The following is an 18,746-nucleotide window of genomic DNA, read 5'->3' on the forward strand; positions in this document are numbered from 1 at the left end:
TCATTTCTATACTTGTTTTTTTATTATCTAACCTATTGTATACACTATATATACAATAAAAAACATTGCACAAAATGGAAGAAAAATATTTACGAGTAGGAACTTCCTATTTCAAAATTATAGATAAACCTTTAATATCTGGCGATAAAGTAAAAGTGATGGTTCGGTGGAATCGTGAAACAATCATTTCAGATCATGGAAAATCGTTTTTAAACGATATATCCAAATTAGATGGTTTTTGCTGTATTCCGAATCATTTTGGTTACCAGCAAATTGTAGATGATTTCTATAATACCTATCATGAACTGCCTAACCAACCAATAGCTAAGGATTTTTCAATTCATGAACTCGAAAAATTGATTCCAAATTCACTGCAATTTATTCAACATATTTTTGGAGATCAAACGCAATTAGGCTTAGACTATATAAAACTTTTATATGAAAAACCTACGCAAACATTGCCAATTCTTTGTTTGGTAAGCAAAGAGCGATCGACAGGAAAAAGCTCTTTTATAAAGTGGTTGAAAGCAATTTTTGGAATGAATATGACTTACATAAAAGGCGATTCATTTGGGTCGCAGTTTAATTCTGATTGGGCGAGTATGTTACTTGTAGCGATTGATGAAGTGTTTTTTGATAAAAAAGAAATTACAGAACGTTTAAAGTACCTTTCTACGACTGACAAAGATAAAGTAGAAGCAAAAGGAAAGGATCGACAAGAAATTGAATTCTTTGCAAAATTTATTCTTTGTTCTAATAATGAAGATAATTTTATTCAAATAGACGAGGAGGAAATCCGTTTTTGGATTCGTAAAATTCGCACTATAAATACAGAAGATGTATTCTTTCTTAAAAAACTGAACAAAGAAATTCCGTATTTCTTAAAGTACCTGCAAATGAGAAATTATTTTTCCGAGCAAAAAACGAGAATGTGGTTTAAACCCGAACAGATTATGACCGCTTCCTTGTTAAAGCTTGTAAATCGAAATAAAGAAGAAATTCTGATGCTTGAATTGATACATGAGTGTTTTGAAAAAATGGAAGAGGATGAGTTGAAATTGGCTCCTAATGATATTTTCATTCTACTGAGGAGGCAAAATAACAGAATAAATATTTCTGCTAATGAAATAAGAAATATTCTGAAACGATGGGGTTTTACTCCTGAAGATAATACGAAATCTTATTGTGGAATTGAATTATTGTCGCATGGTGAATATGTGAAAGTAGATCGAAGAGGACGTTTTTATACTATCAAAAAGATTTTGTTTTATAAAATATTTGATGCTTTGATGCAAAATTAATATAAAGTCCTGTAATTGAGCTAAAGAGATCTGCATCAAACCTTGCATCAAACTAAAAAACAATCTTTTTTGATGCAAAACTGATGCAGGACAAAAATAAAGTGATGCATTGATGTAGCTATTGATGCAATGTAATCTTAATATAATCAATGGATTAGGTGGTATTTGCATCAAAATATCAAAAAAAGTAAAAATTATATTTCTTTTTTTCATTGGCAAATGAACAGACTTGTGCGAAATCAAATAGAAGATTTATTAAAAAAAAACAATTATGGAAAAGTTCAATTGTAAAATTGCAAATCAAATTGATTTAGTCAATTATCTTAAAACATTGGGGCATGAGCCATCAAAAATAAAAAATCAGGATTATTGGTATCTATCACCATTTAGAAATGAAAACACACCCTCTTTTAAAGTAAATCAAAAATTAAATTCATGGTATGACCATGGATTAGGCAAGGGGGGAAATGTAGTTGATTTCGGGATTGAATATTTTAGATGTACAGTTTCTGAATTTTTACAACTTTTAAATGGTAAAAGTATTTCCTCCGGTATAAGTTTATCACTTAAGAATGACAATCGACAGTATTCAAGTCTAAGAATTGCAAATGAAAAGAAAGATAATCCTCTTGATAAAATTGTCATTGTTGATGTACGCACATTGGAAAATAAGTTGTTGATAGCTTATTTAAATAACCGAAGCATTTCACAAGAGATCGCGAGACAACATTGCAAAGAGGTTGATTTTTGTTTAAATAATCGAAAGTATATTGCAATTGGATTTCAGAATATTTCAGGAGGATATGAATTACGTAGTGAAAATTTTAAAGGTAGCAGCTCACCAAAAGACATCACTTTCATAGATGCCCAAGCAAAATCAGTAGTCGTTTTTGAAGGCTTTTTTGACTACCTCTCTTATAAAATGATGAATCAAAAATCAGTTAATCAACAAACAAATTTCCTGATACTTAATTCACTGTCTTTTTTTAAGAAGTCTATGCAATTAATGGAAAAACATGAGAGAGTTGATCTCTATTTAGACAGAGATACAGGAGGTGTAAAATGTACTAATGAAGCTCTACAAAGAGATTCTACAAAATATACCAACCAAAGTTTTTTATATGAGCAAAAGAAAGATTTAAACGAATGGTTAAACCAGGGAAAGCAAGTTAAACAAGGTCATAATTTTAGGAGATCTATATGACGTCCGAGTGGTAGCCAGCTATGTTTTGGTAAAACCAAAACGCTGGCTCCCCTCATGCTATCACATTCGTTGAGAGGATTTTTTTCATGCTGCCGCATTCAAAAAATAAATGATAAGAGACTATGGAAGAGAAAGAAATTAAAAAAAATACAGGAGGTAGACCCAAAAAGGCTGTAAAAAGAGATCAGCTTATGGCAATTAAATGTACACTCTACGAGCGTAAAATAATTGAAACCAAAGCTAAAAAAGCAAATCTTACCGTTTCCGAATACCTTCGTGAAATTGGACTCACAGCAAAGATAGATTACAGAAATAAAGCTCTTCCAAAAGAAATTCTAAGCTTTACCGGAGTGCTCAACCATATGGCAGCCAACCTGAACCAAATTGCTAAAAAGAGAAATAGCAATGATGAATTAAGTCCGCTTGAAAGGGCAGAATTAAAAGTGCAGTCAGGTCAGGTTAAAGATCTTGCTGTCCAAATTAAAAACTTTATGTCATGATAGGTCATGTAAGCATAGGCAGCTCTTTTTACCATTGCATTAGCTACTGTCTGGAAGATAAAAGAGAATTGTCCGAAGAGAAAAAGCTTGCACTTGCAATGCAAGATCATTTACAGCATAAAGAGCGTGCAGAAGTATTAGAATACAATAAATGCTTCGGAAACAAATATGAGCTTACTGGGCAGTTTAAGGATGTTAGAAAATTAAGCAGGCGTATTGAAAAACCAATGTTGCATCTAACCCTGCGTTTAGCCCCGGAAGATACATTGACCAAAGAACAATTGAGAGAAGTTGGCAGAGAATGCGCTAAGGAGTTTGGTATAGCAGACAACCAATACATCTGTGTACTGCATAAGGATACCAAAGAGCAACACATTCATATTGCAGCCAATCGTGTTGGATTTGACGGCAAAGTAGCCAATGACAGCAATAGCTATAAACGCATGGCTGAACTTTGTCGTCGTCTTGAAAAGAAATACGGTCTTCAAGAAGTATTAAGCCCAAGAGCATTCCTGTCCCCTAAAGACAGGTTATTGCCTCGTCATGACAGTAGAAAAGAAAAACTAAAAGCAGATATCCAACAGACATTAAAGTCTGTCAGTTCTTATTTATCATTTGAGAGACAGATGAGAGATTTGGGGTATAAAGTTCTTAAAGGCAGGGGAATTTCTTTTATAGATGATAAAAAAGTAAAAATAAAGGGGAGCGAAGTTGGTTTTTCATTAACAAAAATTGAAAAGATATTACGCCATAAAGAGCAACTTGTGATAAAAAATACAAGAGAAGAAAAAAAACATAATAAAGACAGGCAGTCAATATCCAATTCTTTCAATACTGGAAAGCAAAACGAGGAAAAGCAAAGCTATAACTCAGGTAGAACAGGGGAGGAAGTTGTTAAAGAGATTTTAGGGTTTACAGGTCAGCTAACGAATTCTGAATATGAACCGGATTATATTGATCCTGAATTAATGAGAAGACTCCAAAAGAAAAAAAAGAAGTCATCATTAAGGAGATAATATTTTAAAAAATAATAGTATGGAAACAGATGGAAACAAAGGATATATAGAACGAGAAACATTACAATTAGTATTGGAGGAATTTACACAGGAACAGAAAACAAATAATCAACATATTGAGGCGCTTGTTATTGCAGTTAATAACGTAGGCAATAAAATAGATGCCTTTAAAAAGGAGGATAATACAGCAAAAAGTGTTTCAGAGACATTGGATATTAAAGCAATAGAGACTATCCTGCAAAAAGGCTTCCTAGATATTAAATTTATGATTGGCAGGCAGCCAAAAAGTATCGTTAGGAAATTTCAGATTTTGTTATTTCCAGAACAAGATGCAAAACTGTTTTATAAAATTGTTTTTGGAAGGTGGTTTTTATGGCTTGTTATAATGGTAGCCCTAAGCAATCTTTACAACTGGGGAATACATTATAGCGACAATAACAAAGAAATTGAAATGCAACAAATTCAAAACGATAGGATAAGGAAAGCCTGGGAATATATGTATAGTAATAATGATAAAGAAACTAAAAAGCTTATGAAAAAGGCATATGTAAACTCTCTAGAAAGTAAATGACGATGGAAACTTGAATTAAAATAATTTCTTTTATTCAATTAAGTAAATAAAGTTGGAGATTTATAAAGGATTTTTTGTCTTAAAAAATGGTAGGCTGCATTTAAAAATTAAGACTTATTTTTCCCGATACAGAAATTGGCAACTTACTGTTTAGTAGGTCTACCGTATTTTGAGGTATAGCAGAGGGACAAATTTTTGCAAAATATAGCAAACAAACCGTAGTGCTTTTTTGATAGGAGTATAAAATTTTGTTAAAGTATGAAAACGGACTGTTTAAGAAAATATTAACAAACATAATTTAACTTAAATTTTTTAAAAAAAAATAGTTAGATTCAATTTTTTAACTAATATCAAATATGTAATTGTGATTTGAAACCTTTATGTTCATCATAAATTAAAAACCTCCAAAGTCATATGATTTTGGAGGTTTTTCGTTTAATGGGATTGTATGATCTTTCTAGCCAATTCAAAACTTATAGAAAACGAATAATTGAATCAGATGTAAAAGGGAGAGATTTAAATTATCTAAACAAGAAATTTAATTTTTCGTTCTAATCATTTCACTTCTTCAATCTCTCCTGGTTTCCATGTTTTATCAAAGAAAGGCTGTAGTGGGCTGTATAACCTTAATAATGTAAACCAACCTTTTCCAGGAATCGTTTGAATCCAATTACCCTCATTAACATTTGCTGGTTTTTTTGGAGAAAAATAAATTGTATAAGTGCCATCTGAATTTGCTACCACTGCAGGTGTAGGATAACTTTGACTTCCAGCTCTTGGATAACGCTGCGGAGTTTGAAGCATTGATCTTGTTTGATTATCATATAAAGTCAACGACCAGAATTTGGCTGCTGGAATATTTGCAGGCAATGTCAATTTATATGTTTTTGCTCCATTTAATGCTACAGATTTTGAATCGAAAAAATTACCTAAGTATTGTGAACCAATATTTGTTAAACGCATACACATAGCCGGTGTAATACCAGTGGCAGAATAAAACATACCAATACGGGCATTTAATTTTTTGGCACCATCATCAGGAAATTGTTTTACACCTTCTTTTGTAATCATCGGTGGTGGAGTTTGAAACTCATAACCACCAACAAATAAAGGGTTTACCCAATGGCTATCTTCGCCGTAATAATTGAATCCTTCTTCTGGCCTTGGTGTAAAAGAGATCGTACGACTTATTGCATTGCCCATTGCTGCAGATTTAATCAGTATTTTTTTTAATCTTTCATTTGGAGTAAATGGCTTATCTTTTACAATACCAATGGAAGCCAAATAACCTGCTATTTCAGGATCTAAAGCATTAGCAGGCTGAGCTTGAATTGCACTGTTTAACATTTCGAAAAAAGAATAATCAGCAGGAGGAATGGTGTTCATTTCTTTTCCCGTTCCTTCTACAAACTTTAAATCACTTGGTTTAGAAATAGGTGCAAGCGTTGACTGTCCATTTAAAAAAGAGCCAATACTTGAACCCCAGCTTCCAGGGTTATAAGAGTATATTTTTAAATTCTTTTTTACGTTTTCATCTGTAGGCTTAGGGTCATTATTTTCTAAAAATGCTCTTCCTAAAATTCCCACTTGCATGGTTTTACTATGATAAATAAAATATCCCCCTTCAGGTAAAGTTCCTTTGTAACCCGGTGGCACGATTAAGTATTTTCCACCCATACCACGGTCAGGACCTGGCAATCCAAAATCAGTAACCCAACCCCAAAACATATCATCAATAACACCTAAAGTATTCGGAGGTGTCTCAACAATGATGGGCCCTTTACTTAAATCAGCATAAGTCCAGAAATAGTAAGTATCTGCGTTAGCGGTAAGAAAAAGAGATTTTGAGTCCATAAGTCCCGAGAAAACAAGCACATCATTATCGTTTATCCCTGCTTTTTTAAATCCGTTTATTATTGCATACTGGGATACAGCTGCATATCCATTTATAAATGCATCGACACCATGCACATAATCAATTTCGTCATATAATTTTTGTGCAGTTGCGGCATCCGGCATGCCATCCTTAAAATTTAATGTACCGAGCGATGACTGAACTTCATCAGGAGTAGAAATAGATTGTAAAGTGCTTTTTGGTACCTGTGCATTGCTAATTAAAGATATACTGCCTATTATTAATAATGATTTGATTGTTTTTTTCATCTTTTCATTTTTAATTGATTAATAATTCATTGAATTCTAACAAAAGTACAATAAGTACTAAAAACCCTAGTTTTTATCTACAGTCTAATCCGTTTCAACTTATAATATGAAACCAGAATTTAAATTTATTGCTGGTTGTTTAGCGGTGTATATATTCCCCCTTAACAGATTATTTTTTCTCAGTTTTATACTACCGGTGAAGTATTATGAAGTTCTATTTTCTAATTTAATCATGAATTTATTAAATAGAGGAATATCTGATTTTGAAATTTCATAATTAGAACATTTGAGAAAATCTAACATTTCTAGTTTGAATATTTGAACATTTTTTTTAAGTTTTTACAATTCTTTTTTTCTGAATTACGATTCGAACGCTTAAGATAATTTAAACTCGAATAGAGATTTTTGAAACCGTAACATTGATAAAACTTGTTTCAAATTATAAAATGAAACAAGTTTAGAAATGCCCGTTTAAAAAATCATATGTAATTTTATTTAATAAGTCTTAAAGCAAAGAATAAATAAATTTTTAAGTATGAAAAATAAATATCTAGTTATTCTGATAACTTCTTTGATTTTAAATCAGGGATGCCAAAGAAATGCAGTCTCAAATGAAGTTACGATATCTAAACCTCAAACTGATGCTAAAATTACAATGGATGGAGAACTGCCTTCAAAAGAATCTATTCCACTATTGTTCGATGAAATGGATTTTCAGCAGGCCACACAATGTTACTTATGGGGATTGCCAATTGTGGCTTTCGCAGAATGGCAAAATATTCATTACAAAACATTTAATGCATCGAGTAATGATTTGGTCTTTTATAATTCATACAATGATCGTTTAGGGATTTTAACGGGTAATGCAACAACACCTTACATTATGTCATTTATTGACTTAGCCGCAAACGGACCAACAGTTATCGAAATGCCAGCCGGACATACAGCTGGAGGACTTGCAGATTTCTGGCAAAGAGAGCAGGCTGTTATTGGAGAAATGGGACCAGATAAAGGAAAAGGAGGTAAATACATATTAGTACCACCAACGATGAAAGATTTTAAACCGGCAGGTTATTTTATAGTTCCTTGTAATACGGTTAATATGTTTTTTGGATTTAGAGCTTTAGATCCGGACCCAAAAGTGACCGAGACATTGTTGAAACAGGTAAAAATTTATCCTTATGATAAACGTGCTAATCCAACGCCAACAAAGGTAGTAAGTCCGCCGGCAGGAAAAAAATGGTACGGAATTCAGCCAACCGGAATTGCCTATTGGGAACGACTTCATGCTATTTTGCAAAATGAACCTGTTGAAGAACGTGATCTTTTTTTTATGGAGTGGCTTAAAAACCTTGGCATAGAAAAAGGAAAACCTTTTAGCCCGGATGAACATCAGAAGAAAATCCTAATTGCTGCTGCTGAGAAAGGGCAGCAAATGGCAATGGCAAATTCATTCAGTAAACGTTTTAAGGACGTAAAACATTGGCCGGATAAAAAATGGGATTATGTAATGGTTATTAAAGATCCATCGCAACATGCTGATTCTTATGATGAATTTTTTGAAAGAAGTTCTTATTTCTATGAAGCAGTTACGTACTCAAAAGCTATGATTACAAAAATACCAAATGTAGGTCAAGCATATCTGGGATCTTATTATGATAACAATGGAAATTGGCTGGACGGAAGCAAAAACTACACATTAAATGTTCCTGCAAATCCGCCGGCAGTTAATTTCTGGTCGATTACTATTTATGACGTAGCAACACGTTGTTTAATTGATAATGCTCAAAAAAACGCCGATTTATCTTCTCGTAAAGACTTAATCAAAAATGCCGACGGATCAGTTGATTTATATTTTGGACCAAAAGCACCAGCGGGAAAAGAGAAAAATTGGGTTCAAACTTTACCTGGAAAACATTGGTTTACCTACATGCGTTTTTATGGACCAACTGCAGCTTATTTTGATAAAAGCTGGAAAATGGACGATATTAAAGAAGTGAAATAAGAAAAAAAACATAATCTATAAAGCAAAATGAATAACACAGCCTTTCTATGATTGGTTTAATTGCTTTTTTGTTGTAAAAAGAATGTAGATCTCCCTACAAAAGAGGAAACAAAGTTAAGGGTGTAGTATATGCACTCTTAATTTCTTTATATACCTCCTCGTGTTTTTTCTTCTGAGTTGGGCAATGTAGTGTTTAAGAGATTTTTATATTTTAAGTTTAAAAAATCGATCTATGAAGACTTACCAATAAAAAATAAAGATTTTGATTTTTCCCAGTATAATTAAAAATTAATTTACTTTTTTAATCATACTACTTCAATCTATATCTTAATTGTACCTGAAATACCTTTTGCTTTACTCAAGAATGTTCAGTTAATTTCTGGAAGTGTGAAATTAACTTAATTCATATTTTTTGTATTGAAAGATAGTTTCTATTGATTAATACTGTAAAGAGATGTTTTTAATTTGTAAGAGGAAGAGTTCTCGAATTGTTTTTATTAACAATGAAAACATCAACTAAATTGTCAACTAAAAAACAAAAAGCCTGTAAACAAAGAGTTTACAGGCTTTTTTGTGGAGTCGCCGGGAATCGAACCCGGGTCCAAACAAGCAACTAAAGAGCTTTCTACACGTTTATTTCCTGATTGGATTTTCGATGTTAAGCTAGGTCAGGAACAACCACTCAACACTTATCTTCTTAATTTCGAATTCCACCCGAAGCTCATGGAAATCTAGGTCTATTTTTACGGTTCCCCTATACTGACCGCCACAAACCAAGGCTTTCAAGGAGAATCCAGCTTCCCTATCTGATAGGGACGTGGCTAATCTTACTATAATTCAGATTATGCAGCTAAAGCGTAGTTATTTTCGCCGTGTAAAATTGTAAGATCTTATATTTACGAGCAAGGTCTCAATGCTCGACGTGCTTACTTTTCAATTCGACTTGCTGTCAAAACCAGTCGACCCCAAAAATGAGTTTGCAAATTTATACTATTTGAAGATACTTTGGTAATAAAATTTACACAAAAATAATATTATTCTTCATCCTTAAAATTAAACGGATAATCACCAAAAACAGGCGCCAGTTTACGAACAGCATAAGTGTTTCTGGTCATTTTATTAGATAACGCAATTATGGTTACATGTTCTTTCATCAATGGGATGTATGATGAGGTATTGCCATGCCACCATCCATTGTGAAAGTAATAATTTTGTCCGGTTTCCCAATTAATCATTCGAATACCAAGCCCGTAATTTTTTTCTCCTTTGCGCTCGTTACTATAACCAGTATAAACTTGTTTTAAAAGTGCGGGTTTTAAAAAGTCAGGTGAATTTCTGGCTCTGTCGAATTTTAAAAGATCTCGTACGGTCGAAAAGATGTTTTTATCTCCATAAACATTATCCAGATAATCAAAACCAATTTCTGCACCATTTCCTTTATAAGAAGGCACAATCTTTTTTCGGTCCTTGTCATCGTCAAAAACATAAGTATGAGTCATTCCTAAAGGTTTGAAAATCATTTGAGACATTGCTTCTTTATAAGTAAGCCCGGTGATTTTTTCAATGATTAGGGCAAGCATTGCATAATTTGTATTGCAATAACTGAAACGTGTTCCGGTTTTAGATTCTAACCCAATGTTTTTTGTGGCTAGAATATCTAAGATATCTTTATTCGTAAGCTGATTATGTCTGTCCCAAACCGATTTGTCTCTGTCTGTAAAATAAGCATAATTACGCATTCCGGTTCTATGAGATAATAACATTCTAATAGTGCAATCCTCATAAGGAAATGTTTTTAGAATAGTGTTTACCTTTTGATCTAAATCAATTTTACCAGCGTTTACAAGTTTTAAAACCGCTGTTGCAGTCAAAACTTTGCTCACTGAAGCAATTTGTACAGGAGTATTAGCTGTTATTTTGGTTCCTTCATTTTTATTGGCATAACCATTATAGCGTTCAAAGATAATTTGGCCGTTTCTGGCGACCAAAAAACTTCCATTCATACTATTGTTTGGCCAGTTTTTGTTATAAAAGTGATTTATTCTTCCGGTTACTGAATTTATATAGGCCTGAGTAAGTCGTTTTTCAGGACCTAAAGGCTTCATTTTTGGTAAGGTATCTTCTATTGTCGAAGCTTTGTCAATACTCGCTTTTTTATCTTTTCCACATGAACTTAAAACTAAAATTAGAAAAAGTATTTGTGGTATATTTGTTCTTTTAAGGAAATTCATTTGCATCATTCTTGAAAAACAAATATATCGAATTCAATATTTATGATTTGCCCTTTTGAGATGCTTTAAAAGCATGTTTTAACAAAAAATTAGGATTTTGTTTAATTAGTTGATTGTTTGTCAGTATTTAACGGTTTGTAAACATTCTAAATTGTAATTCTGCAACAAAACTTTAACTAAAATTGTTATATTTGAAACAAATAAGATGTAAAAAGTTATATTAATAATTACTTCAAACCTATTTAAATGAAATTTGGAATCATAAAAGAAAGAAAAAGCCCACCAGATCGCCGAGTTGTTTTTGCTCCAAGTGAATTAGCAAAACTGAAACAATTGTATCACGATGCTGTTGTTGAGGTAGAAAGTTCAGATATCAGAATTTTTTCAGACCTTCAGTATAAAAGTATGGGAATTACAGTTACAGATGATGTTTCTGATTGTGATGTTTTATTTGGTGTGAAAGAAGTTCCTGTAGAAAATTTAATTCCAAATAAAGCTTATTTTTTCTTTTCTCATACTATAAAAAAACAACCTTATAATAGAAAATTACTGCAGGCAATTTTAGAGAAAAATATCGATTTGTACGATCATGAAACTATTGTTGATGTTGAGAATCGCCGTTTAATAGGTTTTGGAAAATATGCCGGAATGGTTGGTGTTTATAACGGAATTCGCGCTTTTGGGATAAAATTTGAGTTATTTAAATTGCCAAAAGCAGAAACTCTTGCCGGAAAAGACGATTTAATTAAGCATTTAAAGCGTATTACAATGCCAGCTTTAAAGTTTGTCCTTACTGGAACCGGAAAGGTGGGAAGTGGAGCTAAAGAAATTCTGGATGCTATAAAAATAAAAGAAATTACGGTTGATAATTATCTAACTAAGAACTACACGCAGGCAGTTTATGTACAATTGGATGTTCTGGAATATAATAAGAGAATTGACGGTGAGGTTATAGATTTTAATGATTTTATTGGTCATCCGGAAGCTTATGTTTCTGATTTCGAAAAATTTACTAAAGTTTCAGATATTTATTTTGCAGGTCATTTTTATTCAAGTGATGCGCCAGTGATTTTGACAAAAGAAATGCTAAATGCAAATGATTGCAAACTAAAAGTTGTTGCTGATATTTCGTGTGATGTAAACGGACCAATTGCTTGTACTTTGCGTTCGTCAACAATTGCAGAACCTTTATATGGTTATTTTCCTTTAGAAGATAAAGAGGTTGATATTTTTCATCCGGCTGCAGTTGTAGTAATGGCGGTTGATAATTTGCCATGCGAAATTCCAAAAGATGCAAGTGAAGGTTTTGGAGAACAATTTATGGAACACGTAATTCCTGCTTTCTTTAATAATGACAAAGACGGAATCCTAAAACGTGCAAAAATAACTGAAAACGGAAAGTTAACCGAAAGATTTAGTTATTTGCAAGATTATGTAGACGGGAAATAGAAAAAAGTTTCAAGTTTCAGGTTTCAGGTTTCAAGTTAAAAAAAGAGGTGTAAAACTTTAAGTTTTACACCTCTTTTTTTGTTATTTAAAAAGTTTATATTCAAGTTCTGCGATCCAGAACTTGAAACCTGAAACTTGAAACTTTTTCAAACAAAACAATTAAACCATTTCCTCGGGTTTTACCCAAGCGTCAAAATCTTCGGGAGTTACATAACCCAAGCGAACGGCTTCGTCTTTAAGAGTTGTTCCGTTTTTGTGTGCGGTTTGTGCAATTTCGGCAGCTTTATAATATCCAATTTTGGTGTTTAAAGCGGTAACCAACATCAATGAATTGTCTACTAATTCTTTGATTCGTTTGTAGTTTGGTTCGATTCCTTGTGCGCAATGTTCGTCGAATGAAACGCAAGCATCACCCAAAAGTCTTGCCGATTGCAGGAAGTTAGCTGCCATTACAGGTTTAAAAACATTTAGTTCATAATGTCCCTGCATTCCGCCGACCGCAATTACCATATCATTCCCTATTACTTGTGCACAAACCATTGTTAAGGCTTCACATTGCGTTGGGTTTACTTTTCCGGGCATGATGGAAGATCCTGGTTCGTTTTCTGGAATGTGGATTTCTCCAATTCCTGAGCGTGGTCCGGAAGCTAACATTCTGACGTCGTTTGCAATTTTATTTAAAGAAACTGCCAATTGTTTTAAAGCTCCGTGTGTTTCAACGATTGCATCATGTGCAGCGAGAGCTTCAAATTTATTCTCGGCTGTGATGAAAGGATGATTGGTGAATTTTGCAATATATTCGGCCACTTTTACGTCGTAGCCTTTTGGTGTATTTAATCCCGTTCCAACAGCGGTTCCGCCTAAGGCGATTTCTGATAAATGGACTAAAGTATTTTTAAGCGCTTTTAATCCGAAGGATAATTGTGCGGCATATCCTGAAATTTCCTGTCCTAATGTTAATGGCGTTGCATCCATAAGATGTGTACGACCAATTTTGACAACATCCTTAAATTCTGCTGCTTTTTTGACTAAGGTCGAATGTAGGTTTTCGACACCGGGAATTGTCGTTTCAACAATCATTTTGTAAGCTGCAATATGCATTCCGGTTGGGAAAGTGTCGTTTGATGATTGCGATTTATTAACATCATCATTTGCTTTTATAAATTGTTCGCCTTCGCCAATATTGAATCCTTTTAGAACTTGTGCACGATTGGCGATAACTTCGTTTATGTTCATATTGCTTTGTGTGCCTGAACCGGTTTGCCAGATTACAAGCGGAAATTCGTCGTTTAATTGTCCGGCCAGAATTTCGTCGCAAACGGCTGCGATCGCATCTCTTTTTTCGATTGGTAAAACGCCTAAATCAAAATTGGCATAAGCAGCAGCTTTTTTTAGATAAGCAAAACCTTCAATGATTTCGTTTGGCATTGATGCCGATGGTCCAATTTTGAAATTGTTTCTTGAACGTTCGGTTTGTGCTCCCCAATATTTATCGGCAGGAACTTGAACTTCGCCCATGGTGTCTTTTTCTATTCTGTATTTCATTTTGTTGTATATATGATGTTATGTGTAAAATGTATTCTGTAAAATGTAGTGGTAAATTGAACGCGGATGACACGGATTTACTTCGTAAAAGCGCTGATTAAAACGGATTTTTTATTTTGATATTAAAATTTTCTTTTGGAAACGAGTGCCTAGCCCCGATAGTAGTGAAAATTCTTTTATGTTTTTTCTTTAAAAATATAAAAGATTGTAACGGATAGCGGGAAATAGCTCCTGAAAACACTCATATTCTTCTTGTTTAGGCAGTTAAATAATAATCGTGAAAAACCCTTATTTAAAATGAGTTTAAATATACGGATAATTGTGATTTTACGAAAATTGATTTGGATTTTATTGCTAACGAAAAATATAAAACTTACATTTGTCCTTACATTCAAAAATTCCGGAAAACATGTTTGAATTTTCACAGTACTTAGGCTTTTTACTTTTCTTGACCATACTAACTATAGGGTTTTGGTTGATGTTTTTCTTAGTTGGTTTCGTATCTTATTGGGTTACGGGAGCAAGCTGGGAAATGTTCAAAGAGAAAAGAGCAAAAAAGAGACAAGAAGAGCAATCAATTTAATTTTAAATTGACTTCATAAAGAAAGGACCCGTTTATACGAGTCCTTTTTTTTATTGCCGAAAATTAAATTCCAAATTCCAATCAAAAGAATTCCAGCTTCAATAAAAAAAACCAAATTCCAATTTTCTAAAACCTATTTATTAAGTCTTACAATTGGAATTTGGAATTTAAAAATTTGGAATTTAATGTATGTTATCCAGGATAATCTCCTCCACCATTGTCACCATCATTTTTAGGTGCTGCATTTTTATCTCTGTCGTTTTTAGCTTTGTTGAAACGATAGGTAAACGATAAGTTGAACTGGCGTTTACGGAACTGCATTTCACTATAGGAATTTTGGCTCTCATTTGTCACATCATTTTGAAGGTAAGTATATGACTTCATGATTCTTGAGTTAAAAATATCACTAATATTGAATGCAATTGTTGCTTTGTCTTTTAAGACGTCTTTGCTAAAAGCGGTATTCATACCAAACTGACCTAAGTTTTTACCCTGAGCTGTTTTTTGTTCACCATTGTAAACGGCGCTTAATTGCCAGTCTATTTTGTATGGCAAAGTCAATTTTGAGTTGATTCTGGCAAACCAGGTATTGGCTTGATTGTCTAGATTTTGTACAACTGTGTTTCCGTTAGTATCTGTATAAGTGTTTTCTCCTGTTGTTTTTACGTTATAGAAGTTGAAGTTACTGTTGATTCTCCACACTTTGAATGGTGTATAATTAAGAGTAAACTCAAAACCAAATTTTTGTTCTCTCCCTAAGTTAATTGGACGGCTTAAGATAACCGGAATTCCATCTACTTCCTGGCCGTTTGGAGTTCTCACGAAACTGAAAACGTCTTTTGTATTTTCAAAATAAGCTGAGGTATTGAACGTTAATTTTTCCCAACGTTTGATGTATCCAATATCGTATTTGTCAGTTAAAGAAGGATCTAAATCAGGATTTCCCTGAAAGATATTAACATTACTGGAATAATTTGTTGCAGGGTTCATGAAACGTCCTCTAGGTCTTGTTAAACGCTTGCTGTAACTTGCTGTGAAATTACTTTGGTCTGAGATTTCATAACTAACAAACGCACTTGGAAATAGGTTGTTGTATTTTTTAGTGTTGAAATCATTAGTGTCCAATAAATTAACCTGAATGTTGGTGTCTTCCCAACGTAGACCAAATAAATAAGAGAACTTGTTTACCTTGAAACCGTATTGCGTGTAAAGCGCGTTTATGTTTTCCTTGTATTCTAAAGTATTTGATAAATCAGGATCTGGTTTACCTAGATTGTCTGTTATTACATATTCGTTGTTCAGGTCGCCAAAACTTCCTTTGTATCCTGCTTCAAACTGGCTTCCTTCGCCTAAAGGCAATACATAATCTGCTTGTAATTGTACTTGTTTTTGAACCTGATCGTTCAGTGTAGTATTGAAATTTGGTGATGCAGTAATGGTACTGTTACTATCGTCTGTATTTCTTGAAATCGATAAATCGGCAGTAAGTTTGTGTCCTTTATCGTTGAAATTTTTGATTAAGTTCGAGGTATATTCTACATTTTCGCTTCCGGTAACACCATCATTTAATCGGTATGAGTTACCTGTAAAAGTGTGCGCTGCGTCAAAATTACTATAGGTGATGTAATCTCTTGTGTCACCAGAACTCTTTTGGTAATTAATAGCATTTGTCCAGAAAGTATTTGGTGCAACGGTCCATTCTATACCGGCTCTTCCGTTAAATCCGTCAGAAGTTCTTTTAGTATCACGATCTTCATCCAGATATCCTTTTGGATTTCCGTTTGCATCAAGATATTCAGTATTGGTTAAACCTGCACCTTCGCTTGTTCTGTGATTGTATCCAAGAGTGGTGAAGTAGTTTAATTTTTCGGTTTTATAATTTAAATTTCCACTTAAACCATACGTTTCAGGAATCCCGGTTGAGGCAATAAAAGTTCCGTTTAAACCTTGGTTTTTTCCTTTTTTAAGAATGATATTGATGATTCCTGATCCACCCTCTGCATCATAACGTGCAGATGGATTGGTAATAACTTCGACTTTGTCAATGGCATCAGCCGGAAGTTGGCGTAACGCTTCGGCAACGTTGATTGCGTTTGAAGGTCTTCCGTCAATTAAAATTCGGATATTATCGCTTCCTCTTAAACTCACATTTCCTTCAGTGTCAACAGAAACAGAAGGTACATTGTCAAGAACGTCGCTTACAGTTCCTCCTTTTACCATCATATCCTGACCAACGTTGTAAACTTTTTTGTCCAGTTTTATTTCTACTGTAGATTTTTCGGCACGAACGACAACTTCGCTTAATTGTGCTGCATCTTCAGATAAATTTATAGCTCCTAGATTTGTATCTCCTAAAATATTTTTTCCTTTAATTTCAGTGGCTTTAAACGAAATAAATTCAACTTTTATATCATAAGTTCCAGGAACTACAGCAACCTCGAATTCTCCTTTTGGGTTCGTAATTCCTCCTGCAACAACTTTTGTGTCATTTGGAGCCATTAACGAAATCGTTGCGTATTCAAGAGGTTGTTTACTTACTTTTTCGAAAACTTTTCCGGTAACTTTTACTTTGTTTTTGCCCGCTGGTGGTTGCTGCGCATAATTGTAAAAACTTGTAAAAAGGAATACAAGTAATACAGCAAATTTGATGTTTTTCATTGCTTTTTTTGGTTTCTTTATTCTTCTTAGACCACAAATGTCCCTTTTGGTTTAATGAAAGAAATCACAAAAAAATGTTAATATGAGTCTTTGTAGCTAATCTAAAAAAGAAGCAACGAGATCTAAATCACGGCCAATAATAGCTTTTCCGTCTTTGATGACAATTGGGCGTTCGATTAAAATAGGATTATCAATCATTGCTTGAATAATTTGATCGTTAGTCAATTCTTTTCCTTTATAATTTTCAATCCATATTTTTTCTTTTATTCGAACTAATTGAACCGGATCTAAATTTAATTTTTCAAGTAAATCTTTTAACTCATTAAATGTTGGAGTCTCAGTTAAATAAGGAATAATCTCATATTTTTGATCAGTTTGTTCAATAAAAGCTAAGCAATTTCTTGATTTTCCGCAACGAGGATTATGGTAAATTTGTATCATTTTATTATATTTAAGGTGTTCTAACTAAGTTAAAGTAAAATTTTGGTACTTTAGCAACACCAAAAATAAGATTTACTTATTAAACTAAATGTCTTTTAAGGCAGGATCTGTAAAAGATATTTTTTCTCATTTTTAAAATTTTAAATATATGTTTTTAGAACAAGGAATTAGACCTGAAAATAGTTTTTGGAAATATTTGATAGGATCAGTTTTTATTATTACGGCCTCGTTTATTGGTCAGATTCCTTTTACATTGGCGGTTTATTTTAATTATAATGGTAAAGAATCTTTTCCTGGCGATAATGATACTGCAATGAAAATGTTTGAGCCAAATGTTACTTTGTTTCTGGTTATGATTTCTTTTGTTTTTGCATTTGCAGCAGTTTGGTTTGTTGTAAAGTATCTGCACAATCAGACGCTTTTATCTGTTACGACATCCAGAAGAAAAATAGATTGGAATCGTATTTTGTTTTCATTCTTTTTGTGGTCTTTTTTCACAATATTGAGTTTCTTATTTGTTTATTTTAAGTCTCCGGAGAATTTTCAGTGGAATTTTAAATTAGTTCCATTTTTACTTTTAGTGCTTATTGGAACAATATTCATACCGATTCAAACCAGTACTGAAGAGTATGTGTTTAGAGGATATTTGATGCAGGGGTTTGCGAACCTGGCTCAAAATAAGTGGTTTCCGCTTTTGATGACCTCGCTTATTTTTGGTTCTATGCATTGGTTCAATCCTGAAGTAACCAAAATGGGGAATATTATTATGGTTTATTATATAGGAACTGGTTTGTTTTTAGGAATAATCACTCTTATGGATGAAGGAATGGAATTGGCTTTAGGGTTTCATGCCGCCAACAATTTGATTGGAGCTTTGTTAGTAACAACAGATTGGTCTGTTTTTCAGACGAACTCTATTTTTAAAGATATGTCGGAACCTTCTGCAGGTTTTGATGTCATTTTACCAGTTGTAGTTATTTATCCAATTATGCTTTTTATTTTCAGCAAAAAATACAACTGGACCAATTGGAAAGAAAAATTAACGGGTAAAATAAATGTTTTACAATCACCAAATTAAC

At 33.1% G+C, this 18,746-nt stretch carries 13 protein-coding genes and 1 other RNA gene; 8 read left to right on the forward strand and 6 right to left on the reverse strand.

Annotation, left to right across the window (positions count from 1 at the left end):
- Positions 1-74 precede the first annotated feature (74 nt).
- From LPB88_RS17135 to LPB88_RS17155, 5 genes are all read left to right on the forward strand, one after another.
- On the forward strand, positions 75-1,301 hold the full coding sequence (locus LPB88_RS17135; protein ID WP_230716862.1) for a primase-helicase family protein: 1,227 nt from the start codon (positions 75-77) through the stop codon (positions 1,299-1,301).
- A 271-nt stretch (positions 1,302-1,572) separates the two neighbouring features.
- Positions 1,573-2,505, forward strand: a complete 933-nt coding sequence (locus LPB88_RS17140) for a toprim domain-containing protein (protein ID WP_230716863.1) — start codon at positions 1,573-1,575, stop codon at positions 2,503-2,505.
- 122 nt (positions 2,506-2,627) lie between these two features.
- Complete coding sequence (locus tag LPB88_RS17145) at positions 2,628-3,005, forward strand: mobilization protein (RefSeq protein WP_089350555.1); 378 nt, start codon at positions 2,628-2,630, stop codon at positions 3,003-3,005.
- On the forward strand, positions 3,002-4,021 hold the full coding sequence (locus LPB88_RS17150) for a relaxase/mobilization nuclease domain-containing protein (RefSeq protein WP_089350554.1): 1,020 nt from the start codon (positions 3,002-3,004) through the stop codon (positions 4,019-4,021). Before LPB88_RS17145 ends, LPB88_RS17150 begins: the two co-directional genes overlap by 4 nt.
- Positions 4,022-4,040: 19 nt before the next feature.
- Positions 4,041-4,592: a hypothetical protein gene (locus LPB88_RS17155; protein ID WP_230716865.1), complete on the forward strand. Its 552-nt coding sequence runs from the start codon at positions 4,041-4,043 to the stop codon at positions 4,590-4,592.
- Positions 4,593-5,147: 555 nt separating this feature from the next.
- Here the strand turns inward: LPB88_RS17155 and LPB88_RS17160 are convergent.
- A complete protein-coding gene (locus LPB88_RS17160) occupies positions 5,148-6,755 on the reverse strand; it encodes a DUF1254 domain-containing protein (protein WP_230716866.1) in 1,608 nt (535 codons plus the stop codon).
- Between the two features lie 535 nt (positions 6,756-7,290).
- Between LPB88_RS17160 and LPB88_RS17165 the strand changes: the two genes are divergently transcribed.
- Positions 7,291-8,760 (forward strand): DUF1254 domain-containing protein, encoded by a 1,470-nt coding sequence (locus tag LPB88_RS17165; RefSeq protein ID WP_230716868.1) that lies wholly within the window; start codon positions 7,291-7,293, stop codon positions 8,758-8,760.
- 571 nt (positions 8,761-9,331) lie between these two features.
- Here the strand turns inward: LPB88_RS17165 and ssrA are convergent.
- Positions 9,332-9,727, reverse strand: a transfer-messenger RNA (tmRNA) gene (gene ssrA, locus LPB88_RS17170).
- A 67-nt stretch (positions 9,728-9,794) separates the two neighbouring features.
- Entirely contained in the window at positions 9,795-10,997 is a 1,203-nt protein-coding gene (locus tag LPB88_RS17175) for a serine hydrolase (protein ID WP_230717039.1), read from the reverse strand.
- A 240-nt stretch (positions 10,998-11,237) separates the two neighbouring features.
- On the opposite strand from LPB88_RS17175, the gene LPB88_RS17180 reads away from it, so the two are divergent.
- The gene (locus LPB88_RS17180) at positions 11,238-12,440 is read left to right on the forward strand and encodes an NAD(P)-dependent oxidoreductase (RefSeq protein ID WP_230716869.1); all 1,203 of its coding nucleotides are present in this window, start codon (positions 11,238-11,240) and stop codon (positions 12,438-12,440) included.
- A gap of 159 nt (positions 12,441-12,599) precedes the next feature.
- Here LPB88_RS17180 and fumC read toward each other — a convergent pair whose 3' ends face one another.
- From fumC to arsC, 3 genes are all read right to left on the reverse strand, one after another.
- Complete coding sequence (gene fumC, locus LPB88_RS17185) at positions 12,600-13,985, reverse strand: class II fumarate hydratase (RefSeq protein ID WP_230716871.1); 1,386 nt, start codon at positions 13,983-13,985, stop codon at positions 12,600-12,602.
- Between the two features lie 775 nt (positions 13,986-14,760).
- Positions 14,761-17,226, reverse strand: coding sequence for an outer membrane beta-barrel family protein (locus LPB88_RS17190; protein ID WP_230716873.1), 2,466 nt, complete (start codon positions 17,224-17,226; stop codon positions 14,761-14,763).
- A 96-nt stretch (positions 17,227-17,322) separates the two neighbouring features.
- The gene (gene arsC, locus LPB88_RS17195; protein ID WP_230716874.1) at positions 17,323-17,667 is read right to left on the reverse strand and encodes an arsenate reductase (glutaredoxin); all 345 of its coding nucleotides are present in this window, start codon (positions 17,665-17,667) and stop codon (positions 17,323-17,325) included.
- Positions 17,668-17,815: 148 nt separating this feature from the next.
- Here arsC and LPB88_RS17200 point away from each other — a divergent pair, with 148 nt between their 5' ends.
- Positions 17,816-18,745, forward strand: a complete 930-nt coding sequence (locus LPB88_RS17200) for a CPBP family intramembrane glutamic endopeptidase (protein WP_230716875.1) — start codon at positions 17,816-17,818, stop codon at positions 18,743-18,745.
- The last annotated feature ends 1 nt before the right edge of the window (position 18,746 follow it).

It is taken from the genome of Flavobacterium sp. JAS (assembly GCF_020991455.1).
In the GTDB taxonomy this organism is placed as follows: domain Bacteria; phylum Bacteroidota; class Bacteroidia; order Flavobacteriales; family Flavobacteriaceae; genus Flavobacterium.

Bases quoted from the DNA above. Each gene is read 5' to 3' on its own strand.
- LPB88_RS17135 (WP_230716862.1), top strand. From the start codon at position 75: ATGGAAGAAAAATATTTACGAGTAGGAACTTCCTATTTCAAAATTATA.
- LPB88_RS17140 (WP_230716863.1), top strand. From the start codon at position 1,573: ATGGAAAAGTTCAATTGTAAAATTGCAAATCAAATTGATTTAGTCAAT.
- LPB88_RS17145 (WP_089350555.1), top strand. From the start codon at position 2,628: ATGGAAGAGAAAGAAATTAAAAAAAATACAGGAGGTAGACCCAAAAAG.
- LPB88_RS17150 (WP_089350554.1), top strand. From the start codon at position 3,002: ATGATAGGTCATGTAAGCATAGGCAGCTCTTTTTACCATTGCATTAGC.
- LPB88_RS17155 (WP_230716865.1), top strand. From the start codon at position 4,041: ATGGAAACAGATGGAAACAAAGGATATATAGAACGAGAAACATTACAA.
- LPB88_RS17160 (WP_230716866.1), bottom strand. From the start codon at position 6,755: ATGAAAAAAACAATCAAATCATTATTAATAATAGGCAGTATATCTTTA.
- LPB88_RS17165 (WP_230716868.1), top strand. From the start codon at position 7,291: ATGAAAAATAAATATCTAGTTATTCTGATAACTTCTTTGATTTTAAAT.
- LPB88_RS17175 (WP_230717039.1), bottom strand. From the start codon at position 10,997: ATGCAAATGAATTTCCTTAAAAGAACAAATATACCACAAATACTTTTT.
- LPB88_RS17180 (WP_230716869.1), top strand. From the start codon at position 11,238: ATGAAATTTGGAATCATAAAAGAAAGAAAAAGCCCACCAGATCGCCGA.
- fumC (WP_230716871.1), bottom strand. From the start codon at position 13,985: ATGAAATACAGAATAGAAAAAGACACCATGGGCGAAGTTCAAGTTCCT.
- LPB88_RS17190 (WP_230716873.1), bottom strand. From the start codon at position 17,226: ATGAAAAACATCAAATTTGCTGTATTACTTGTATTCCTTTTTACAAGT.
- arsC (WP_230716874.1), bottom strand. From the start codon at position 17,667: ATGATACAAATTTACCATAATCCTCGTTGCGGAAAATCAAGAAATTGC.
- LPB88_RS17200 (WP_230716875.1), top strand. From the start codon at position 17,816: ATGTTTTTAGAACAAGGAATTAGACCTGAAAATAGTTTTTGGAAATAT.